The following is a 21460-nucleotide window of genomic DNA, read 5'->3' as shown; positions in this document are numbered from 1 at the left end:
GTTGATTAGCATTATTGTAAATATTATTAATTCTGAAAATTATGCTACTTAAAAAGAATATTCCAATTCGATATGTTTTCGGGAAAATAAAATATGAAATCCTGTTCGTGACGATTTACGGACTTACAATAGAGGTCATCTATCAAAATTTTCATATTACCAACATCAGTATTCCAATGACCGTTCCTACGGTTTTGGGTACAATTATTTCGCTGCTGCTCGCATTTCGTTCCAATCAGGCTTATGATAGATGGTGGGAGGCGCGAATCATCTGGGGAGCTATTGTGAACGATTCCCGGACGCTGGCCCGGCAGGTGCTCTTTCTGATGGATGATCCTTATCAGCCAGAAAATATTGAAGCTTTTAAGCATCGTTTTATCAACAGGCAAATAGCATGGTGTTATGCGCTCGGCCACGGTCTTCGCAAAGACGATCCGATGCCAGCGGTTCAGAATTTTATTTCAAAAGATGAGTCCGACGATCTTGATGGTTACGATAACAAACATGTCGGATTGATGCAATTACATGCCAGGGATCTTAATAATGCGTTGAAGCAGGGCTGGGTAAATCCATATCAGCAAATTCAAATTGATAGTACTATTACGCGTTTATGCGATGCAATGGGGAAATGTGAAAGAATAAAAAATACCGTGTTCCCGGCTACATACAGCTTGTACATACACATAGCGCTGCATTTTTTCATTATTCTTCTTCCTTTTGGACTGGTCGATTTATTTGGATTTTTGATGGTACCGGTACTGATCGTACTCACCGCCTGTTTTTTCCTGATTGAGAAAATGGCCATTCATTTACAGGATCCGTTTGAAAACAAGCCGACCGATACACCTGTATTATCTATTTCAAGAAATATCGAGCGCGACCTGAAACAAATGATGCACGACAAGCAGGTTCCATTGGCCTACGCACCGGAAAGGTTTTATATTTTGTAGTGATGTAAAGTGGTTTTGGAATTAAAAAGTGAGCTTTTAGCTCACTTTTTTTGGTTTTATAAAATCATGAATTTTTTCGTGACCGTTCGATTGCCAATCACGGCTTTTAGAAAATAAACACCTTTGGAAATCCCTTTTGGTAAGAAATGACTGAGGTCTTTGGTGAGTGATATAGTCCGGCTCATCATAACTTTTCCTGAAATATCAATAACAGAAATCATAGCAGAAGCCTTTTCCAGCCCTGTCAATCTGATCTGGATATCCTCCTGAACGGAAGGATTAGGAACAATTTCTATATCTACTGGAACATCCGGCTCGGTTCCTAAAATGATTTCTTTCAATTTTACGGAGACGATTCTGGAATATTCAAATTTCCCGGCAAGATCAATCATTTTAAGTCTGTAATAAAACGTACCATCGCTGGAAATCGTCCTGGCCGTTGAATCCGCATATTCGTAGGATTTGGTTTGGGTGGAATTTTCACTGCCCTTCACATGTGCTATGTCTGTATAATCTGTCCCGTTTGCGGATCTTTCAACCTGAAAATAATTGAATTGATTTTCAAATTCTGTTGACCATTTTAATTGAACAATATTAACCGGATTCGCGGATGCAGACAAGGAGAAAAGTTTTACAGATGGCGGAGTTATCTTGATTTTGAAAACATCATTGATGCAATTTTCTGCGTCCTTGACACTATATTCAGTATCAACAGTGGGCGAAACTGTGATTGATCTGGAAGTTTCTCCGGTATTCCAGATATATTTTCCTATAAACGAAGCATCCAGTTTCACACTTTTACCAGGATCGAGATTAACCGTTTTAACCTGATTTACATCTTTTTCCATTGTAAACTGGTCACGAATCAACCCGTCAATACCAATCCATTTTGCATCCAAACGATTTCCCTCTACTTCGAGCACCATAGAACCGCCGTGGTCGGCATTGGAATAATACATGGCTTTGTGCGGAAAACCGGCAGCGGGCGATCCCAGCTGCCCGCCTGAGCCAGCAACAACATAAACAGTTCCTTTATTCTCGGAAGATTTTTTGATGTAAGGGCATGAATTATCAGAAAGATCATACTTCCCGGATGACTGGCTCACATTGTGAACCGCTCCATTAAATTTGTCGGAATAATCGTAAAACCCATTGATAAGTCTCGTTCTCTCATAAACATGACTGTGCCCGCAAAGTATTAAGTCAACACCGTTTCTTTCCAGAATCCGGATAAAATTTTCCCGGATTTTGATCATATCCAATTCCGTTTCCGAATTTCTTGAACCCTGGGAAAATGGCGGATGGTGCCAGTAAGCAACAACCCAGCCTTTATTTTTATTGGCAGCCAAATCCGCCTTTATCCATTGTACTTGTTTGCCAAGTGTGTCGTACAATCTCGTTTCCTGGTCTTCACGGCCATAGGAATCGAGTGAAAGAAAGTGCACATTCCCGTAGTCGTAAGAGTAAAAAGCTTTCGTACCCGATGGAAAACCTCCTGCCTCTCCGTTGGTTGGAGGAGAAAAAATATCATAGTAGGGTACTTTGTGATCTTTTTGTCTGTCCGGATTATCGTTGTTATAATCATGATTTCCAGGCGTTGGAAAAACCGGAATTTTTTTCAGAAATGCATCTTTATAATGATTGAAAAAATTGGACTGGTATTCCGGATCTGTTCCCAGAGAATACGCATTATCGCCCAGCAGGATCAGCGCATTCATGTAATTATTTCCAAGATATGCAGCCAGTTGATCACGCACATTGCCTTGAAAAGCAGAGTTGGTTCCACAGTCGCCCAGAACGCCGAAGCGATATTTTTTTATAGTGCCAGGAGCAGGTGCGGTTTCAAAAAATGTACTTTCATCACCCAGATAGGTCGTTGAAGTGGATCCGATGGAGTAAAAATATTTGCTCTCGGGATTCAGTCCCATGATTTTGATTTCATGATCGGTAACCAGTTTCTCATCCTCAATTTTCTGGCCTAGTGCAGCAGACGAATTGCCAAATTGCACACGCGAATTGGTCGCAACTTCCGTCCGCCACCTTATGACCACACTTGTCGACGTCATCGCTTGCAGATAGGGGCCGCGTATCACCTGAGCATGCACTGTGAAAGCGAGAAATAAAAGAAGTGTAAAAAGTATATTTTTCTTCATATATTGTTTAATGTCAGGGAATTATCTATTTTATTAATTTGTTTTTTATCGTTACAGATTGGTTAAATCATCCGTCAGTGCATTTAAAAAAGCGATGATGTCCTTTTTCTCCTGATCTGTCAGATTCAATTTTACTGTTGAAAGTGTCTGTGAAGGAACTGATAATCCCATGCCAGCACCTCCGCCCTGATTGTAGAATTCCATTAAAGTTTCCAGTGACTGAAAAGCGCCGTTGTGCATATAGGGGGCTGTTTTCGCCGAATTTCGAACCGTTGGTGTTTTGAACGCGCCTTTATAGAATTTTATAGGTCGAAAGGTAAAACGTCCGTCATCCGGATCATTTTCAGGTTTTTCCAGATTATCGGTTTTTGTTGTACCCAATACTTCAAACTCGGTAAGTTTGTAAAGCGGAGGAATCAATCCATTAAACAGAGGTGCAAAATGGCAAGTTGCGCACTGTGCTTTTCCCATAAAAAGATTAAATCCCGCAATCTGGTTTTCTGTCAAAGCGTTTTTTTTTCCTGCCATGTACTGGTCAAAAGGAGAATTGTAAGGATTCAGTGTTTCAACGTAGGAAGCGATGGCGCGATAGATTTCCTTGTCGGTTATTTTATCTGTCGATTTTTTTGAAAATGCTTTTTGAAACGATTTTTGGTAGTATTTTTCAGCATTCAGCTTTGTTAAAATGTCACTGATTTTTCCATTCATTTCCAAAGGATCCTGAATTACATTTTCAATTTGGTCTTCCAGCGTTTTTGCTCTTCCATCCCAAAACTGGCTATGCTGGTATTTTGAATAAAGCAGCGTCGGTGTGTTTCTTTTAACAAAAGTTTTTTGATCAAATCCAACAGCTTTGGCCAAACCATCCATGAAATAATTATCCGAATTGTGGCAAGACATACAGCTTTTCTGGCCATTACCTGAAAGCAATGGTTCTGAAAACAGCTTTTTCCCAAGGATGATTTCTTCCCGGGAATTTTTCCCTTTTGCACCAGAAAAAGCTCTATCATTCAGGGCATTTTTACTGAAAATATTTTTAGCGTTGTAATTCAAAACGACGCTTTTGTTATCTCCGAGTCCGGAAGTTTTTACCCACTTTTCAAAATGATTCTGTAAAGGGAAAATGCAGGTTGTGAGAAATTCCAGACGGTTAAATGTTTCAAAATCAGGATTTTCTTTGAGATACGAAATGGATTGGTTCAGGAAGAAATCTACATCGGCAGCATTTCCTTTATTTTTTTGCAGATAAGGGTTTAAAACTACTTTTAAGGTTTCCAAAGCAGTTAAAGATTCTTCTATTCCGGATTTTAACAGCGGAGCGTCAAAGCCGGTAATACCAAGAGCTATAATCCTGACAAATTCAATTCTTACAGCTTCGAGAATATGCTTATCAGTTCCTCCGAATTTGTATAGCAATGAACTTAAATCATTGGCAGACAAGCCTAAAAGTTTGGTTTGTTCCCTAAAAACAGCTTTGTGCGTCTCAGGAATGCTATCAAAAAGCATCGTTTCAATATATTGAAGTCCTGCCAGTTCCTGATACTCCAAGTAAGGTTCCTCTATTTCATTTTTAGGCGCACGATTATAAATCCGCGATGACGTGTAGAAAAAATATTCAAGAAAATATTCTATCCGTTTGTAGGAAAGGCGACTGCTTACCAACGCTTTTTTTGCATCAGTAATCGTTTGAGGCTGAGCCGAATTTATTCTCTGTAAAGCAGAATCCAGTGTTGAAATACTGGCAGCAAATATTTTTGAATCTTCGCGAAATTGCTTTAAGGTTTGAGGAATGCAGGTATCATTTTTCTCCCGAAAAGAAGCAACCGTAAAGATACAGGCCAGGCAGCCGAAGATTAAAAATATTTTAAATGCCCTGGCCATACATCCGTCGTCCTAAAAATATTGGGTTATCACCTGCAAAGTAAACAGGAAAAAAAGAAGAATGAATATTTAATTATCGATTGGTAATGAAATAGTTGCAAACTAAAACAAAGTGTGACTACGCTATACTGAATTAATACAATTTACATCGATTCACTAAATGTTTTGACGACTTTGCAAGAAAATATATCTTACGATATTATCACCTTTCAAAATTTAAAAAAAAAGTATAGGACCACAATCCTATGAGGAATTTCTCCTTTATACTGTTTTTCTGTTTTTTAGTAAAAAATGTTACCGTTTGGGCACAAAATAAATTCGAGCCTGGTTACGTCGTTAATGCTCAAAATGATACCTTAAAGGGGTTAATTGAATACAGCGAGTGGTCGCACAACCCGGTAGAAATTTCATTTAAAAAGTTGAAGGTCCATTTTTAGGCAAAGGCTACGTTACCAATACAACCTATATGGACCAGGTTTTAAATTATCTTGATCATTGTTACGCAATAAATAGAAGGGTTAAGATTCTTTCTTATAACAAAAGGTCGCTTACGAACATCTTCTGGCGGTACTATCAAAAGTGCAACTGTCGGAGGTGATATCACAATCAACAAGTTCGGAAATAAAGCTGATATTCATTATTTATAAAATGTCGCAGTCAGCCCCTGAGATTGTCCTTTTTTGCCACTACTTCTGAAATTCAGTTAAATATCTTTGTATCAGTCATTCGGTAAAGGTCTGATATTGATAATTAAAATTGATAATCCTGCCTTAAACTGTTTTGAAAGTACATTTAATTTATCATCAATAAAACATAAATACCATGTTTAGAGACACAAAAGCATTTAGCGGTTTTTCGGTGGATAACCTCGAAAAAGCCAAAGAATTTTACGGAAACGCTTTGAAGCTGGAAATGACAGAGGCCAGCGAAATGGCGATTTTGCAACTTCATATTTCAGGGGGACATGATATTATCGTGTATGAAAAGCCAAATCATGAACCGGCGACATTTACGATTTTGAATTTTCCGGTTCAGGATGTGGCCAAAGCTGTGAGAGAATTAAAAGCATTGGGAATCGTATTTGAAAGTTACGATATGCCTGATTTCAAAACGGATGCCGATAATGTCTTCCGTGGAGGCGGTCCGGAAATCGCATGGTTCAAAGACCCGGCAGGAAATATTTTATCCGTTATTAAGGAAGATGAGTAAATGCCATTTATCCCTAACGAGTCAAAGTTTGAAATACAAACCACAATTTCTTCCGCAGAAGTTGTGGTTTTTTATCCTGATTGAAAAACTAGTTAGAACTAAGTATAGGAGAAAAACTTTTTATCAGCGAATTTACGATCAATGCGCACCGAAGGAATATTTGCCGGAAACTTAATATTTATACTTCCGTTGGGCTACTGAATTTTGTCAGGAAAAATGGGTTGATTTGATATTTGAAATATTCAATATTTGAATAAGAAAAATTCAAAATGGATTATTATCATTCATAATTTTGCTTTATGCGAAAGAAGAATGATATTTTATTAAAAAGTGCTTTTGAAGAGTTTTTTCCAGATCTGTTGCATTTCTTTTTTAGAAATGCGAATGACATTTTTAATTTCGATTTAGGATTTGAATTTTTGGACAAAGAATTATCCGAACTTTTTCCGGTTCTCAAAAAGAAGGGAGGGAGTCGTTTTGTTGATATGCTTGTTAAAGCACATTTGCAAAATGGAGAGGAGGAGTGGATACTTGTACATATTGAGATTCAGGGAGAGGGTAGCAAAGATTTTCCAAAACGCATGCATCAGTATTGGTACAGGATATATGATCGCTACGAAGTTGATATTGTAGCACTTGCCGTTTTTACTGGAAATCATAATCAAAAACGTTCCAATCGTTTTCACAAAGAATTTCTTGGCACGAGAATTACTTATGAATATAACGTATATCATATTCTCGATCATTCTGAACATGAGTTATTGGCCATGATTAACCCATTTGCACTGATTGTACTTGCGGCGCAAAAAACTTTGGCAATAAATAAAATACCCGAGGTTGAACTTGGTTTTCAGCGGCTCGCAATTGCCAAGGCAATGATTCAAATGGAAAAATATGACAACTTAAAAATCAAACGCTTTTTATTCTTTTTAAAGACGTTTGTGCACATTGAAAATTCCTCAATAAATTTTAACTTTGAAAAGGAAATTGCATCATTAACAGGCCAAGATACTGCTATGGGAATTATTGAAACTATTACCATGCTTACACGTGAGGAAGCATTGGAAGAAGGTGAGAAGAGAAAAAGCCTGGAATTTGTTACTAATCTTTTGCTGGCTAAAAGATTTTCAACTTCTGAAATTGCTAATTTCGCCGGAGTATCGAAAAGTTATGTTAAAAAGGTTGAAGCAAAATTGAATTCCTAAGTAGTTTTTTACAGGAAAATCTCTTTTCACTGTAAAAAACTACTTAAAGTATAGCTTCACAATGCTCAAAAAACTTCTGATTATTACCATTGTTTTACAATGCTTTGTCGTAAAAGCCCAGCTTATTTCGGATTCCCTGCTGATCGACAATCACTACCGCGTTTTTTTGTATAACAAACCAAAGTCCACACAAACAGGTGCAAGCCTAGTTTTTGCCATGCACGGCTCTGGCGGAAAACCCCAGGATATGGTGGAGAAAGGTGAAAAACTGGAAACAAAATCGGTTGCCGACAATTTTATCATAGCTTATCCTGCTGGTTATAAACACTACTGGAACGAATGCCGGAAAGCTTCTACGGCGGCCGCAAATGTTGAAAATATCAGTGAAGTTGCTTTCTTCACAGGAATGATCAAGTACTTCAAAGACAAATTCCAGATCAATGAAAAACATGTTTTCGCAACCGGTTTTTCTGGCGGAGGGCATATGTCTTATTCTCTGGGATTAACGATGACGAGTAAAATAAAAGCGATTTCTGCCATTGTTGCCAATCTTCCTACACCTGAAAATATGGATTGTGTTGAATCTAAAATGCCGCTGGCAGTTATGATCACAAACGGTACCGCCGATCAGACAAATCCTTACAATGGCGGGGAAGTAAAGATTCCTGGAGTTTCTTTGGGCACCGTCAGAGCAACGGAGCAATCATTTCAATACTGGGCAAATCTTGACGGGTACAAAGGAAATCCTGTAAAATCAATTGTTCCGGATGCGGATACGAGCAATGATATCACCATTGAAAAATACACTTACAAAAAGAAAGGGCAGCCGGAAGTTACGTTATTAAAAGTTATTAATGGAAAACATCAATGGCTTACTGATATGGATGTTTTGGAAGAATCCTGGAAGTTTTTTAAGAGACAAATTGAGTGAAACTTCGGCAGAATTATTACGATTAGAAATATTAAAAAGCGTATCAAACAAATTCTGTTTTGATACGCTTTTTGGTTGTTAAACTTTACTCAAATTTTTTCCCTTCGGTAGTTCCCGGCCAGGTATCTGTGCGGAATGGATTTGCAGGAAAACCTTCCGAATTGTATAAATTCGCTTCCACCGGAGCATCCGACCAGGCATAGCGCACTGAAACCGGTTTTACTCCCTTTGGGTGGTAAACGATGACGGAATTTCCTAAAATTTCGGCCTTGGCATAGTAGAAAACTTTGTCTTCACCCGCAATTTCAAATCCTCTTAAATAGCCATATTTATCTTTTATCATCAGTCCGCTTCCCGCAAATTTAAAACTCACAGTAGCTTTTCCTTCGCTGAAAGTTACGGTATCATACATTGGGGAACTGTATTCAATATTCTGGCCATAGTCAAGTTTTAAAGCATTTGTTGCCAATCGGTGGCCAACATCCTGTTTGTTTGTAGGGTGAATGTCTTTTGCGTTTCCGACATCAATCGTAACGGCCATACCGGTTTTGGGCAGTTTCAAAGTCATGGTTTGTGCTTCACGAAGCTCCGCCCAGTTACTTCCTTTATTGCTGCTTTGGTCGCTTCCGAAACTGGAAAGTTCTACAAAGTAAAAAGACTCGTCGCCAGGTTTGCCATTAACCGACCATTTTTTCCGCCAGTCATTAATCAGTAAAGGAAAACTCTTACGATACTGATAAGCTCTTCCGGCATTTGATTCTCCCTGATACCACAAAGTTCCCCGTGTTGCAAAAGGAATCAGCGGAGCGATCATGCCATTATAAATGGTCGTCCCAACATTGTTGCTTGAATGCACGTAGCTGTGCGCATCGGCGAAGGAAGCCATTAAAAACCAGTCTTTTGCGATGCTGATTTTTTGTTTGTCTGTTCCGACATAAAGATCATCCGCCGAACCCTGCAAGCCTAGTCCATACCATGGCGAAGATATCAAATTACCGAATTTTATCACCAGACTATTATCTCCGGCTTTCCAGGTATTTTCCGGAATTTCAATTTTTCTTACACCTTTTACAATTCCGCTGCTAACCTGCTTTCCATTGATATAAATAGAATTTTGACTATCATTTTCAGCCAAAGCAAGAATTGTTTTTTGTGAAGCCAAGTCTGCCGGAATAGTAATAATTCTAGCCATATATCCATTACCCCGGAAAGCCCAGATACCTTTCCAGTCCCACTGACCAATTGGATTGTCTGTTTTATGCCATTTGGAAAAATCGTAACCGGCTTGTGTATATTTCGCTTCGTCGGCAGCGGAAGGATTAATTTGCGGATCTTTGAATAATTGTGTTCTTAGTTTTGCATCAATTTGTTTATCAGCTTCTTCCCAGGTTGTCGGCATATGTTGCGCATAATCTTTCAGCACATCACTGCCCAGCATTCCTTCTTTGCTGATCCAGCCTTCCACCTGTGAACCGCCCCAGGAAGAATGTAAAAGTCCAATCGGAATGTTAAGTTTTTGATATAATTCCCTGGCAAAGAAAAAGCCAACAGCTGTGAAATTCCCGACTGTTTCAGCAGAGGCGATCTCCCAGGACCCATTTTTTAAATCTTTCTGTGGAACCATGGTAACTTCATGATCTACAAAAAAATGTCGGATTTTTGGGAAGTCGGCATTCTTTTTTTCTTCGGCATAATTATCCGCTTGCTGGACCCTGAATTCCATATTCGACTGTCCGGAGCATAACCATACTTCGCCAATCAAAATATCCTGAACAGTAATTTTTCCAGATTTTGCGGATGCCGTCATTTGAAACGGTCCGCCTGCTTCCAAAGGCTTAAACCTCACCATCCATTTTCCGGAAGTATCTGCTTTTGCAGTGACTGTTTGTCCAGCCAATGTTACTGTTACGCTTTCTTTTGGTTTTGCCCAACCCCAAACCGGAATTGGTTTTTGCCGTTGAAGTACGACGTGGTCAGAAAAAAGACGTGCTAATTTTATTTGTGCAAAACTGCTGGTTCCTGAAAAAAGAAAAAGGAAAAAGAGGATTTTTTTCATTGGTTTATAAAAATCTGATTGTTTAGTAGAAAGCAAATCTTAGATGCAACTTACCTAAGTTTCAAGTGCCTGAAATTAAAAATCAGTTTAAATTTATAAGCCAGTACTGAAATCTATCTCTGTTCACGAATCAGTTTTTCGTATTCGATTTCTGTTGATCTCAATTGATTTGTATTTCCATATGCTGCAAAATAATGAGAAACCAGACCTATTCCCCAGCCAAACATGGGCCAAATCGGCCAAGGGAAAGTTAAATGATGTAAATGGTGACCCATTGGCTGAAAGAAGCTAATTGCATATATCGCCCAAAATCCTGCATTTACAATCAGATAATTTTGCAGATGTCTTTTGAAACTGGCTCTTTTTCTGGCTTTCCTCCAAAGGAATTCGTTACGTGAAGTTTCCATTTTTCTATGAGTTTTGTCGTTTTATACTGATTGATCTGATTTTGTTTTTTTTTGATATAAAAGTAATGGGGGTTAAAATTTCAATTTCTGCAATTCTGATGAAGTTCATAATTTCCTGGACAGATTGTCAGAAAGGGAGAATGAGGCGTTTTTTGAATTTTCTGATTTTACTGACCATAAAAAATTCATTTCGTAAAATGTCTCACTTTTGAGAAATAAGTCATAGTTTTGTAATAATTATACTGATATGAAAAATACACGCCAAAAAATTACGGACGCTGCTATTGAGATTTTCAATGAAGATTTATCAGCTCCACTGGAAGCGGTTGCGGAAAAGGCAGAAGTAACCAGAAGAACCCTGCATCGCTATTTTACAGACAGACAAGATTTACTTTTGGCTTGCCAGAGCGAAATGCAGGAAAGCTGTAAGAAAGCAATTGGGGCAGTTTATGGCCACTTTTCAGATCCTTTGGAGCGATTTGAAAATATGTTTTATGCAGCAATTGATTGCGGTGTAAAATTCTCTTTTTTACACAGAATGCATAATAATGATCATCATACACATACCGCTAAGGATGAAAATTGCACTCAGTATGATATAACCTTCAATAAGTTTAAAAGTACATTGGAAGAACTTCAAAGAAAAAACCTAATCACAAAGGATTTATCGGTTGAATGGATTGAAATGCTTAGTGCAGGCATAGTTACAGCGGCGGTTAATTCAGAAAAATCCGGAAATGTGGCGAAAGTTAACATCAAGAAATTCGCCTGGCTTTCTTTGAGCAAAGGAATTTTGGTTTAAAAAATTTGATTTTACATGTCTCAAATATGGGACATATTGTTCTTTTAACAGACAAAATAAAGGAAACGGAGTTATGAAAAATAAAGATTTTGATGTGGTCATAGTTGGTGGAAGTTTCGCCGGATTGTCTGCGGCCATGGCTTTGGGCCGTGCTATCAGAGATGTTTTAATTATTGATGCTGGCAAACCGTGTAACAGACAAACGCCGCATTCTCATAATTTCCTGACCCAAGACGGATCCACACCGGATGAAATTTCTGCACTTGCAAAAAGCCAGGTTCTAGCTTATCCAACCGTCCAGTTTGAAAGCGATACTGTTATTGATGTAACAGGAATGAACAATGATTTCATTGTTAAAACTGCCGAGGGAAAAATCTATACGACGCGTAAAATTCTCTTCTCAACAGGTGTTAAAGATATCCTGCCGGAAATTGCAGGGTTTGCTGAGAGTTGGGGGATTTCAGTAATTCATTGTCCGTATTGTCATGGTTATGAATATAAAGGACAAAATACCGGCATTTTGGCTAATGATGATATGGCTATTGATTTTGTAAAACTGATCGGTAACTGGACTCAAAAGCTGACATTATTTACAAATGGAAAAGCGATTTTTGACAAAAAAATATTTGATAAAATTTCAATTCCGGGATTTCAGATTGTTGAAAAAGAAGTGGCCGAACTGATTCATGAAAGTGGTCATTTGAAAGTAATCGTTTTTAAAGACGGATCAGTTCAGGAAATTGATGCTTTGTATGCACGTGTTCCTTTTATTCAACATACTGATGTTCCGGTGAAAATGGGGTGTGAATTAACTGGAATGGGTCATATAAAAGTGGATGAATTTGGTAAAACCAGTATTTCCGGAATCTATGCTGCGGGAGACAATACTTCCCGGATGAGATCCGTGTCGTCCGCAGTAGCGGCGGGTACTGCGGCTGGTGCGTTTTTAAATCATGAGATGATTGCTGAATAATAATAGTTTTTGGTGTGTGGATTTTAGGAATTGGAGAGGAGAATGGGAATTCGGAACTAAGTACCGTTGCAGTATCCTGAAATTGTCACTGCATCATTTAAGGAATATTTGGCTTCCCAGGGCTTTGAAATAAAGTCGGATATCTGACAATATTGTAAAATCATTATTAGCCTTGATAGTATTATTGCTGTTTATGTTCAAATTTTGATTTGAATGATGCAGGAATAATATAATACTTCATCGAGGCTGTATTTTCTAACGTCAAAAGGAAATTTTCAGCAAACCTCTGATCTGTTGATTTATAATCCCGCTTTATTCTTCTACTCAAAGAAATTCATCGTCTGGCTATTAGCAGCACTTACTTAAAAAAATCCATTTTACTAACATACCGATCAGTTTGAGCAGGTTAGTACAGGATAGTACGACCAATTATTTTAGGAATTTTTGGATATTAATTTCCTCTTTTTTAAGAGTATGATCAATAAAATATGTCTTGTTAAAAGAATTATAAGAGTAATTAATTATTCAAAAGTCTAAAAACGTACAAAATGCTTTTCAAAATGAGATCTAAATTAAGATTCGCCGCCGTTGGGGCGACACTTGTGGTCGCCCAATTCCTTACCATTCAAAACCAGGCAATCGCGCAAAAAAAGGAAAAAGGATTCGTTCAGATTTTTGATGGCAAAAGTTTAAAAGGCTGGGAAGGTGATACAAAATACTGGCGCGTTGAAAATGGAAATCTTGTTGGTGAAATCACACCTGAAACACTTTTGAAAACAAACTCTTTTATTATCTGGAAAGGTGGAGAGCCGGGCGATTTTGAATTAAAAGGGTCTTTCAAAATTACTGAAAAAGGTAATTCTGGAATAAACTACCGTAGCGATAAGGTTGCCGATGTGCCTAATGCACTAAGAGGTTATCAGGCTGATATTGACGGAGCAAACCGTTATACAGGACAAAATTACGAGGAAAGAAAACGTACTACATTGGCTTACAGAGGAGAAATTGTTACTGTAAACGAGCCAACTGATAAATCTGAGGAGGCTTTTAAAGCAAATCTTAAAAATAACGCATGGCTTGGCAGAACTGTGACCGGGTCATTAGGAACATCAGATGACTTAAAAACCAAAATAAATAGCGAAGAGTGGAACGAATTTCATCTGGTTGTGAAAGGAAATCGCTTGCAGCATTACATCAATGGCGTTTTAATGAGCGATGTTACGGATAAAGACACAGTAAACGGGAAATCAAAAGGCCTTTTAGGTGTACAGGTTCATGTTGGACCGCCGATGAAAGTTGAATACAAGGATATCCGTATTAAACAGTAACGGTTTTGATCTAAAAATGGCGTGGCAGCTTAATTGCTAACCGCTAATTGCCAATAGCTTTTTGATTATGAATAAAATAGGATTTAATGTGCTTGCCTGGACGGCAGCTGTGTCGGATGATTTATTCCCAATAATTGACAGATTAAAAAATATCGGTTATGACGGTGTGGAATTTTATCTTGGCTCACAGGATACTGCCGCATACAAAAGAATGGGAGATTATACCCGCGATCTTGGTCTGGAAACAACCACGGTAATGACCATGGGCAAGGACGATAATCCGATCAGTGATTCTGTTGAAATTCGTCAAAAAGCGTTGGATAAAATTAAGTGGGGTGTCGACCGGGCACATGAATTAAATGCAAAAATTATTTGCGGTCCTTTTCATTCTGCGCATACTGTTTTTGTCAACCGTCCGCCGTTGGATCAGGAATATGCATTGGCAGGAGAAGTATTGAATGCTGCTGCTGAATACGCCGCTCAGGCGAATATTGTTTTTGCACTTGAAGCCTTAAATCGCTTTGAATGTTATCTGTGCAATACCATGGAGCAATTGCTAAAACTGGTAAAAGCGGCCGATCATCCGAATGTCAGAGCGATGTTTGATACGCATCATTCCAATATTGAAGAGAAAAGTTACGATGCAGCACTTGATACCATAGCGCCGGTTTTAGCTCATGTCCACATCAGCGAAAACGACCGGGGGACGCCGGGCGAAGGACAGGTTTTATGGGATAACGCATTTTCTTCACTAGCCAAAATTAAATACCAGGGCTGGCTTACAATCGAAGCTTTTTCCAGAAATGACCCTGATTTTGCCAACGCTATTGGAGTATGGCGGGAATTTTCAGATCCATGGGACATAGCCGAAAAAGGATACAGTTTCATCAGAGAAATGAGCCTCAAACATAACTTATAATCCAGAAACAAAGTCCATAGGACTTATTTTGGCCCGGGGTATCGCTCCGGGATTTCGTGAATTATCCAGAATCCAACAGCTAAAAATAAATGTCACAAAAACTTCCATTTCGTTTCGGTTCCGAAGTTTATACCTGGTTTATGAGCAATAACGGCCAAACGCATCAGGGCCGCCTGGGGCATATGATTGAGGTAATAGCAAAAGCAGGTTTTACTGGCATTCAGCCGATTTTTACCTGGATGGGGGATCTGATCGATCCGTCACTTTTAGAGGCAAAATTAAAAGAGCAGGGAATAGAATTAGCAGCACTCGCGCTGGCTCTCGACTGGAATGAAGCCGAAGAAACGGAACGCGAAAGAGAAGTAGCTGATCATGCGATCAGCGTTTTACAGAAATTTCCAGGTGCTGTTTTAAATACAGTTCAAATACCAACCGGACGCCATAATTTGGCCGAACGCCAGAAAAGTCTGGTCAACATTGTAAACCGGGTTTCTGCCAGAGCAGCGGAAAAAGGCGTTCCGTGTAGCTATCATCCCAATTCACCGCATTCATCCATTATCCGTACGGCAGAAGATTACAAAATTGTTCTGGAATCTTTGGATTCATCGGTAACAGGCTGGACGCCGGATGTTGGTCATATCATCAACGGTGGAATGGATCCCTTGGAAAAAATGAAAGAATATCAGTCATTGATCAACCACGTTCATTTCAAAGACTGGGACGGAAATCCTGAATTTGCGTTGATGGGAAAAGGAAAAGTCGATCTGTTGAGCGTAACACAATGGCTGAAAGATATAAATTATAAAGGCTGGATTATCTGTGAAGACGAAGGTTCAGAAGCACTTGAAGATCCTGATTTTGTGACTTTGCATGACGGGAAATGGATTCAGGAAGATTTAATTCCTTCCTTGATTAAAAGTTAAAAGCGGGAATAACAGATAGAGGTCAAGTCCTCTGCCCTAATTGTAACTTTTAACTCTCCACTTTCAACCGCGCGGCGGCCGCTTTCAACTAAAAAAAGATGCCTTTAATAAAAACCAACGGAATACAGCTTCACTATGAAGAGCGCGGTTCGGGAATTTCTTCCGAGGAAACGCCTTTGTTGCTGATCATGGGTATTACGGCGCCCGGTTCAGTCTGGAATGTGCATTTGGCGGATTGGCAGCATCATTTTAGATGTATTATTGGTGATAATCGTGGCGTAGGACTTTCTGATAAACCTTTGGGGCCTTATTCATCCGAGCAGATGGCAGATGATTATGCCGGTTTGCTGGATGCGATTCAGGTTGAAAAAGTAAGAGTTGTTGGCTGTTCGATGGGAAGTACAATTGCACAGCAGTTGGCTATTCGTCATCCTGATAAAGTGCAGTCGCTGGTGTTGATGTGTCCCTGGGCGCGTTGTGACAATTATGCGAAATCATTGTTTCAGCATATTATGAATTGCAAGGCACGTTTCCGGCCAGAGGAATTCAGTTTGTATATCCAGTTGCTTATTTTTTCAAAATCAACATGGGACAATACTGAAAAACATGAAGAACTGGGAATAGGGCGAAAACAGGATAGTGCCAATCCATTTCCGCAGCCACTTCACGGTTTGGAAGGACAAGCAGCAGCTTGTATCAATCATAACGCTTTGGCTGACCTGGGAAAAATTGATAAACCAACATTAGTGATAGGAGGGCGACAGGATATTTTTACACCTGTCTGGATGGCGCGGGAAGTTGCAAACGGAATTCCTGAATCGGAACTTTTTCTATACGAAAATCTTGGTCACGCGTTTCATTTTGAAAATACTTCGGACTTTAATCCAAGGGTCAGAAACTGGCTTTTGGATAACTAAGTTTATTTAAATAGCAAAAAATCAGGTTAAATAAGGCATTTTACGGTCTTTTTCGATTAGGATAATATTTTTAATTTATAAAAGTAAATGAAGGATACCTTTGAAGTAAATCAGGACTGGAAAGATAAGATATCCAATCATGCACAGATAGGCGGGATTGAAACTTCTGTAATTGATAATGGCGCCGGGCGTGGAACAAGAATCGCCTGGATCAACACAGGAACGGGTTTGCGTTTTAAAGTGGTAATTGACCGTGCCATGGATATTGCTGATGCTTTTTACAATCAACATAGTCTTGCCTGGCTAAGTCACGGAGGTATCACTTCTCCGCAGCCTTTTTCCGATCATGGTATCAATTGGTTGAAAACTTTTGGTGGTGGCCTGATGACAACCTGCGGATTAACCCATTTTGGCGGTCCGGAATCAGATGAATTTGGAGAAAGAGGTTTGCACGGACAAATCAGCAATACGCCGGCAGAAATCATTTCAATAGTACAACCAGACCCAAGAACAGGAAATCTGGAAATGAGTATTTCCGGAATTATCAGGGAAACAAAACCATTTGGCCCCAGCCTAGAATTGAAAAGAACGATTTCGGCGACACTTGGAAAATCGGTAATACGTATTCATGATGAGGTAATTAACAAAGCAAATATGCCTGCTCCGCACATGCTTCTTTATCATTTCAATTTCGGCTGGCCTCTCGCAGATGAAGGAACCGATATTCTCTGGAAAGGGAAATGGTATCCCAACAGCGGAGAAAATGCTAAAATTTTTAAAGAAGGAAATGATTTTAAAAGATGCCAGGCTCCGCTTGATGATCATTTAGGCGGCGGAGAAGAAGTCGTTTTGGTAGATATTGAAGCAGATGACCAGGGGCAAAGCGTTTGCGGATTGTCAAATCCAAAAATTGGAATTGCAGCTGTATTGAAATTTCAAAAAGAACAATTACCATGGTTTGCAAACTGGCAGCATTGGGGCAAAGGTGAATATGTAACGGGTCTGGAACCTGCTACCAATCAATTAATTGGACAGGCGAAAGCAAGAGAAAATGGTTCTCTGATTTTTATTAAACCGGGTGAAAGCAGGTACTACGACCTGGAACTTAAAGTATTAAATAACGAACAAAAGATACAGGAATATTTAAAAGATTATAACTAAACCAAATTTTCAAAATCTAACAATGGGACTTTCAAGTATAGCTGAAAAGGCATTAGAACAGGGAAAAGGAATATTGCGTTTGGCTCCGACATGGGTGCCGAGATCGTTTTGTGTGCCTGGCAGGAGAATAAAATTGCATCCGGACGATTATTACATATTGGGCGGAGAACGCGGCGGTATTGATGAACGCTGGTTTTCATCCACAACACCTGCTGAGAATGGTCCGCTTACCGGCGAAAACGAGGGTTTGAGCCAGATCGTTTTTGAAGATGAGTCAGGTGTTCAAAAAGTAACATTGAAGGACGCGGTAGATGAGCTGAAAGGCGCAATTATAGGTGATCGTCTTTGGGACGAATATCAAAGCTGGCCGATGTATTCCAAGTTTTTTGATAACATGGGTCCATTACCTCACCATATTCACCACAGAGATGAGCACGCTGCGATGGTTGGTCAGAACGGAAAGCCCGAGGCATATTATTTCCCTCCGCAACTAAATAACCATGGCGGCGATTTTCCATATACATTCATTGGTATAGCACCGGGCACGACAAAAGAACAGATTAAGGAGTGTCTGATGAACTTCACCAAGGGTGATAATAAGATAACCAATTACTCGCAGGCGTTCCGTCTGGAACCTGGAACAGGATGGGATGTTCCTCCTGGCATGTTACATGCTCCTGGAAGCTTATGTACATATGAACCTCAAAAAGCATCCGATATTTTTGCCATGTACCAATCGCTTGTGAATGAGGCGATTATCCCGGAAGAACTGCTTTGGAAAGGAACGCCGAAAGACAGAATCGGAGATTACGACCTGTTAATGGAAGTGATCGACTGGGATTTGAACGTAAATCCTAATTTGATGGAAAAGCACTTCATGCGCCCCAAACCGGTAAAAGATGTAGAGGAGATGGCAGCAGAAGGATATAGTGAAAACTGGATTTGTTATAAAAGCGAGGCTTACAGTGCCAAGGAACTTACAGTTTTTCCAGGACAGACAGTTACCATTACCGATGCCGCTGCTTACGGATTAATCGTCATGCAGGGACATGGTAAGTTTGGTGTTTGGGATATTGAAACGCCGGCACTAATTCGCTATGGTCAGCTTACAAATGATGAGTTTTTTGTAACTGAAAAAGCTGCGAAGGAAGGTGTCGTGATCAGCAACCCTTCGGCTAATGATCCAATTGTTATACTGAAACATTTTGGTCCTTCAAATCCTGATTTAATTATTGAATAAGCTATCGGCTTTCTGCGATCAGCAATCGGTTTTTAGATTGGGCGATTGCTAACCCTGAACCAGCTTTGTTTTCTAAACTTATAATTCTTAAACCATGCCAGAAAATAATTATCCCAAGCTACACAATGCCACATGGCCTGGTATTGTAGGAAAAGGATCCGATTCGGAGCCTGTTATTTCTTTTGATACGATGCTTGAAAAAACTGCCGCCGCTGAGGTGAACGGTGTGAAATTTGACGGTATCGATATCGGTCTTTTTGATCCTCATATTGATCTGGATATGAGTGACGACGGTATCAAAAAACTGGTTGACAAAGTAGGCGGACTAAACCTTGAAATTGGCAGTCTGGTAGCTCCGATCTGGAGCGGTTCTGCAATGGGCAGCAAGGAGGCACGTGATGAATTTGTAAATCAGGTGAAAAAAGCTTCCATTTTTGGTCAAAAACTGAGAAAACTGGGAATTCGTCCAAATGGTATTGTTCGTATTGACTCGTCAAGCAAACCGGAAGACTGGGCGCTGGATCCTGTTAATAATACAAAACTAATCGCAGAAACTTTCAGAAGAGCTTGTGACGTCGCTGCTGAATATGACGAAAAACTTGCCGCAGAAGGTGAAATCTGCTGGGGTGGCATGCAAAGCTGGAAAACGATGATTGATACAATGGAACAGGTTGATCGTCCGAATATCGGTTTCCAGGCAGATATGTCGCACACATTCCTTTATCTTTTAGGATATAACCGTCCTGAAGATCGTATTCTTCCTGTTGATTTTGAGTGGAGCGACCGTGCTGCACTGGAAGAAGGTTTGAAAAAAATGACTGCTGCTTTGCGTCCCTGGACACTGGATTTCCACGTAGCACAAAATGACGGAACGGTTCATGGAACTGGTTCTCATGATAAAACAGGACGTCACTGTCTGGCTACCGATCCTAACGGAAAACTTGATATCACACGTGATTCAGGATATTGGCTTCGTGATGAAAACGGCGAAATTACAAAAGCTTTCCGTCACATTTGCTGGGATGGCTGTATGTTCCCGAATGAGGTGATGACCAATCAGAAAACATGGAATGATATCCTTGCGGCTATGATTAATGTTCGCACGGCACATGGCTGGTATGAGGCTTAATGATAACATTGAAAAAATAACGCATTTTACATTATGTCAAATAAGAAAGAACTCAGAATTGGATTGATCGGTACCGGTTTAATGGGCCGTACGCATTCCAATGGATATAACAGAATTGATAACTTTTTTTCTGAGCTGGAATATACGCCGGTTTTGAAAGTGGCTTGTTCGCGTAATGCTGAAAAAGCGAAAGCTTTTGCAGAACAGTGGGGTTACGAATCATTTGAAACCGACTGGAAAAAAGTGATTGCAAGAGATGACGTTGACGCGGTTGATATTTGTACAGCCAATGATACGCATGCAGAAATTGCCATTGCTGCTGCTGCGGCAGGCAAAATGATTTTGTGCGAAAAACCTTTGGCAAGAACTTTGGCAGAGGCACAAACAATGGTGGATGCTATTGAAAAAGCAGGTGTAAAAAATACGGTTTGGTATAACTACCGCCGCGTGCCTGCTGTGACTTTGGCCAAGCAAATTGTTGATTCCGGAAAGTTGGGACGTATTTTTCATTACCGTGCCAATTTCCTTCAGGACTGGACGATCAATCCGGATGTTCCACAAGGTGGAACAGCTACATGGCGTCTGGATGCTGAGGCTGCTGGTAGCGGTGTAACCGGTGATTTGCTGGCGCATTGCATTGATACAGCGATGTGGATCAATGGTGGAATTAAGGATGTTTCTGCTGTCACTGAGACTTTTATCAAAGAACGTGTGCATTCCGAAAGTGGACAGGTTCAGAAAGTTGGAATCGATGATGCCTGTATTTTTCACTGTCATTTTGATAATGGATCACTAGGTCTTTTTGAATCAACGCGTTATGCACGTGGTCATAAGGCGCTTTATACTTTTGAAATTAATGGTGAACATGCTTCGATCCGCTGGGATCTGCATGACTTGAACCGTCTTGAATATTTTGATCATTCGGATGATTCTATTGTTCGCGGTTGGAGATCAATTCTGGTGACTGACAGCGATCAGCCATACATGAAAAGATGGTGGATTCCTGGGACTAGCATTGGTTATGAGCATTCGTTCATTCACCAGGCAGCTGATTTCTTTGAAAGCTTGCAAACTGGAAAAGATTGCAGTCCTACGTTTAAGGATGCTTTGGAAACTCAAAAGGTTTGTGAGGCGGTTCTGGATTCTGCGGCTTCGAAGAGCTGGAAGGATACCGGGGTTGAATGGGAGGGGTAATGAATTTTGGGCATTGCCATGGAGCCATGGCCATAAAGTCATAGGGCGGTGCCCTATGCGAAATTAATAACCCTTTCAGGGT

19 protein-coding genes are annotated in these 21460 nt (G+C 39.9%); 15 read left to right on the top strand and 4 right to left on the bottom strand.

Annotated features, from left to right (window positions below):
- Window positions 1-41: 41 nt before the first annotated feature.
- Window positions 42-950 carry a bestrophin family protein gene (locus tag IEE83_RS20075; RefSeq protein WP_194122289.1) on the top strand — a complete coding sequence of 303 codons (909 nt, stop codon included), beginning with the start codon at window positions 42-44 and terminating at the stop codon, window positions 948-950.
- 56 nt (window positions 951-1006) lie between these two features.
- Here IEE83_RS20075 and IEE83_RS20070 read toward each other — a convergent pair whose 3' ends face one another.
- A complete protein-coding gene (locus tag IEE83_RS20070; protein WP_194122288.1) occupies window positions 1007-3103 on the bottom strand; it encodes a metallophosphoesterase in 2097 nt (698 codons plus the stop codon).
- A gap of 51 nt (window positions 3104-3154) precedes the next feature.
- Window positions 3155-4984, bottom strand: coding sequence for a cytochrome-c peroxidase (locus tag IEE83_RS20065; RefSeq protein WP_228101894.1), 1830 nt, complete (start codon window positions 4982-4984; stop codon window positions 3155-3157).
- A gap of 822 nt (window positions 4985-5806) precedes the next feature.
- On the opposite strand from IEE83_RS20065, the gene IEE83_RS20060 reads away from it, so the two are divergent.
- The 4 genes from IEE83_RS20060 to IEE83_RS20045 all read left to right on the top strand — a co-directional run bounded on the left by IEE83_RS20060 (window position 5807) and on the right by IEE83_RS20045 (window position 8329).
- Window positions 5807-6193, top strand: coding sequence for a VOC family protein (locus IEE83_RS20060; RefSeq protein ID WP_194122287.1), 387 nt, complete (start codon window positions 5807-5809; stop codon window positions 6191-6193).
- Window positions 6194-6297: 104 nt separating this feature from the next.
- Complete coding sequence (locus tag IEE83_RS33620; protein ID WP_194123481.1) at window positions 6298-6423, top strand: LuxR C-terminal-related transcriptional regulator; 126 nt, start codon at window positions 6298-6300, stop codon at window positions 6421-6423.
- 69 nt (window positions 6424-6492) lie between these two features.
- Complete coding sequence (locus tag IEE83_RS20050) at window positions 6493-7398, top strand: RpnC/YadD family protein (protein WP_194122286.1); 906 nt, start codon at window positions 6493-6495, stop codon at window positions 7396-7398.
- Window positions 7399-7459: 61 nt separating this feature from the next.
- Window positions 7460-8329 carry a CE1 family esterase gene (locus IEE83_RS20045; protein WP_194122285.1) on the top strand — a complete coding sequence of 290 codons (870 nt, stop codon included), beginning with the start codon at window positions 7460-7462 and terminating at the stop codon, window positions 8327-8329.
- Window positions 8330-8414: 85 nt separating this feature from the next.
- On the opposite strand, the gene IEE83_RS20040 is transcribed toward IEE83_RS20045, so the two are convergent.
- Entirely contained in the window at window positions 8415-10385 is a 1971-nt protein-coding gene (locus tag IEE83_RS20040) for a sialate O-acetylesterase (protein ID WP_194122284.1), read from the bottom strand.
- A 113-nt stretch (window positions 10386-10498) separates the two neighbouring features.
- Window positions 10499-10792 carry a 2TM domain-containing protein gene (locus IEE83_RS20035; RefSeq protein ID WP_194122283.1) on the bottom strand — a complete coding sequence of 98 codons (294 nt, stop codon included), beginning with the start codon at window positions 10790-10792 and terminating at the stop codon, window positions 10499-10501.
- Window positions 10793-11039: 247 nt separating this feature from the next.
- Between IEE83_RS20035 and IEE83_RS20030 the strand changes: the two genes are divergently transcribed.
- From IEE83_RS20030 to IEE83_RS19985, 10 genes are all read left to right on the top strand, one after another.
- Window positions 11040-11594 (top strand): TetR/AcrR family transcriptional regulator, encoded by a 555-nt coding sequence (locus tag IEE83_RS20030; RefSeq protein ID WP_194122282.1) that lies wholly within the window; start codon window positions 11040-11042, stop codon window positions 11592-11594.
- Window positions 11595-11667: 73 nt separating this feature from the next.
- The gene (locus tag IEE83_RS20025) at window positions 11668-12567 is read left to right on the top strand and encodes an NAD(P)/FAD-dependent oxidoreductase (RefSeq protein WP_194122281.1); all 900 of its coding nucleotides are present in this window, start codon (window positions 11668-11670) and stop codon (window positions 12565-12567) included.
- A gap of 560 nt (window positions 12568-13127) precedes the next feature.
- Window positions 13128-13895, top strand: a complete 768-nt coding sequence (locus tag IEE83_RS20020; RefSeq protein WP_194122280.1) for a 3-keto-disaccharide hydrolase — start codon at window positions 13128-13130, stop codon at window positions 13893-13895.
- Between the two features lie 67 nt (window positions 13896-13962).
- Window positions 13963-14814: a sugar phosphate isomerase/epimerase family protein gene (locus IEE83_RS20015; RefSeq protein WP_194122279.1), complete on the top strand. Its 852-nt coding sequence runs from the start codon at window positions 13963-13965 to the stop codon at window positions 14812-14814.
- 89 nt (window positions 14815-14903) lie between these two features.
- Complete coding sequence (locus tag IEE83_RS20010) at window positions 14904-15737, top strand: sugar phosphate isomerase/epimerase family protein (protein WP_194122278.1); 834 nt, start codon at window positions 14904-14906, stop codon at window positions 15735-15737.
- 98 nt (window positions 15738-15835) lie between these two features.
- Window positions 15836-16654, top strand: coding sequence for an alpha/beta fold hydrolase (locus IEE83_RS20005; protein ID WP_194122277.1), 819 nt, complete (start codon window positions 15836-15838; stop codon window positions 16652-16654).
- Between the two features lie 87 nt (window positions 16655-16741).
- Window positions 16742-17815, top strand: a complete 1074-nt coding sequence (locus IEE83_RS20000) for an aldose 1-epimerase family protein (RefSeq protein WP_194122276.1) — start codon at window positions 16742-16744, stop codon at window positions 17813-17815.
- Window positions 17816-17837: 22 nt separating this feature from the next.
- Complete coding sequence (locus tag IEE83_RS19995) at window positions 17838-19055, top strand: hypothetical protein (protein ID WP_194122275.1); 1218 nt, start codon at window positions 17838-17840, stop codon at window positions 19053-19055.
- A 94-nt stretch (window positions 19056-19149) separates the two neighbouring features.
- Complete coding sequence (locus IEE83_RS19990; protein WP_194122274.1) at window positions 19150-20184, top strand: sugar phosphate isomerase/epimerase family protein; 1035 nt, start codon at window positions 19150-19152, stop codon at window positions 20182-20184.
- A gap of 33 nt (window positions 20185-20217) precedes the next feature.
- Window positions 20218-21378, top strand: coding sequence for a Gfo/Idh/MocA family protein (locus IEE83_RS19985; RefSeq protein WP_194122273.1), 1161 nt, complete (start codon window positions 20218-20220; stop codon window positions 21376-21378).
- Window positions 21379-21460: the final 82 nt, after the last annotated feature.

The organism is Dyadobacter subterraneus, from assembly GCF_015221875.1.
Classification (GTDB): domain Bacteria; phylum Bacteroidota; class Bacteroidia; order Cytophagales; family Spirosomataceae; genus Dyadobacter; species Dyadobacter subterraneus.
Note: the sequence above shows the minus strand (reverse complement) of the source record. Positions and strands in the feature narration are given on the sequence as shown.

What these genes read in the sequence shown, in the direction of transcription:
- IEE83_RS20075 (WP_194122289.1), top strand. Translation starts at nt 42, where the DNA reads ATGCTACTTAAAAAGAATATTCCAATTCGATATGTTTTCGGGAAAATA.
- IEE83_RS20070 (WP_194122288.1), bottom strand. Translation starts at nt 3,103, where the DNA reads ATGAAGAAAAATATACTTTTTACACTTCTTTTATTTCTCGCTTTCACA.
- IEE83_RS20065 (WP_228101894.1), bottom strand. Translation starts at nt 4,984, where the DNA reads ATGGCCAGGGCATTTAAAATATTTTTAATCTTCGGCTGCCTGGCCTGT.
- IEE83_RS20060 (WP_194122287.1), top strand. Translation starts at nt 5,807, where the DNA reads ATGTTTAGAGACACAAAAGCATTTAGCGGTTTTTCGGTGGATAACCTC.
- IEE83_RS20050 (WP_194122286.1), top strand. Translation starts at nt 6,493, where the DNA reads ATGCGAAAGAAGAATGATATTTTATTAAAAAGTGCTTTTGAAGAGTTT.
- IEE83_RS20045 (WP_194122285.1), top strand. Translation starts at nt 7,460, where the DNA reads ATGCTCAAAAAACTTCTGATTATTACCATTGTTTTACAATGCTTTGTC.
- IEE83_RS20040 (WP_194122284.1), bottom strand. Translation starts at nt 10,385, where the DNA reads ATGAAAAAAATCCTCTTTTTCCTTTTTCTTTTTTCAGGAACCAGCAGT.
- IEE83_RS20035 (WP_194122283.1), bottom strand. Translation starts at nt 10,792, where the DNA reads ATGGAAACTTCACGTAACGAATTCCTTTGGAGGAAAGCCAGAAAAAGA.
- IEE83_RS20030 (WP_194122282.1), top strand. Translation starts at nt 11,040, where the DNA reads ATGAAAAATACACGCCAAAAAATTACGGACGCTGCTATTGAGATTTTC.
- IEE83_RS20025 (WP_194122281.1), top strand. Translation starts at nt 11,668, where the DNA reads ATGAAAAATAAAGATTTTGATGTGGTCATAGTTGGTGGAAGTTTCGCC.
- IEE83_RS20020 (WP_194122280.1), top strand. Translation starts at nt 13,128, where the DNA reads ATGAGATCTAAATTAAGATTCGCCGCCGTTGGGGCGACACTTGTGGTC.
- IEE83_RS20015 (WP_194122279.1), top strand. Translation starts at nt 13,963, where the DNA reads ATGAATAAAATAGGATTTAATGTGCTTGCCTGGACGGCAGCTGTGTCG.
- IEE83_RS20010 (WP_194122278.1), top strand. Translation starts at nt 14,904, where the DNA reads ATGTCACAAAAACTTCCATTTCGTTTCGGTTCCGAAGTTTATACCTGG.
- IEE83_RS20005 (WP_194122277.1), top strand. Translation starts at nt 15,836, where the DNA reads ATGCCTTTAATAAAAACCAACGGAATACAGCTTCACTATGAAGAGCGC.
- IEE83_RS20000 (WP_194122276.1), top strand. Translation starts at nt 16,742, where the DNA reads ATGAAGGATACCTTTGAAGTAAATCAGGACTGGAAAGATAAGATATCC.
- IEE83_RS19995 (WP_194122275.1), top strand. Translation starts at nt 17,838, where the DNA reads ATGGGACTTTCAAGTATAGCTGAAAAGGCATTAGAACAGGGAAAAGGA.
- IEE83_RS19990 (WP_194122274.1), top strand. Translation starts at nt 19,150, where the DNA reads ATGCCAGAAAATAATTATCCCAAGCTACACAATGCCACATGGCCTGGT.
- IEE83_RS19985 (WP_194122273.1), top strand. Translation starts at nt 20,218, where the DNA reads ATGTCAAATAAGAAAGAACTCAGAATTGGATTGATCGGTACCGGTTTA.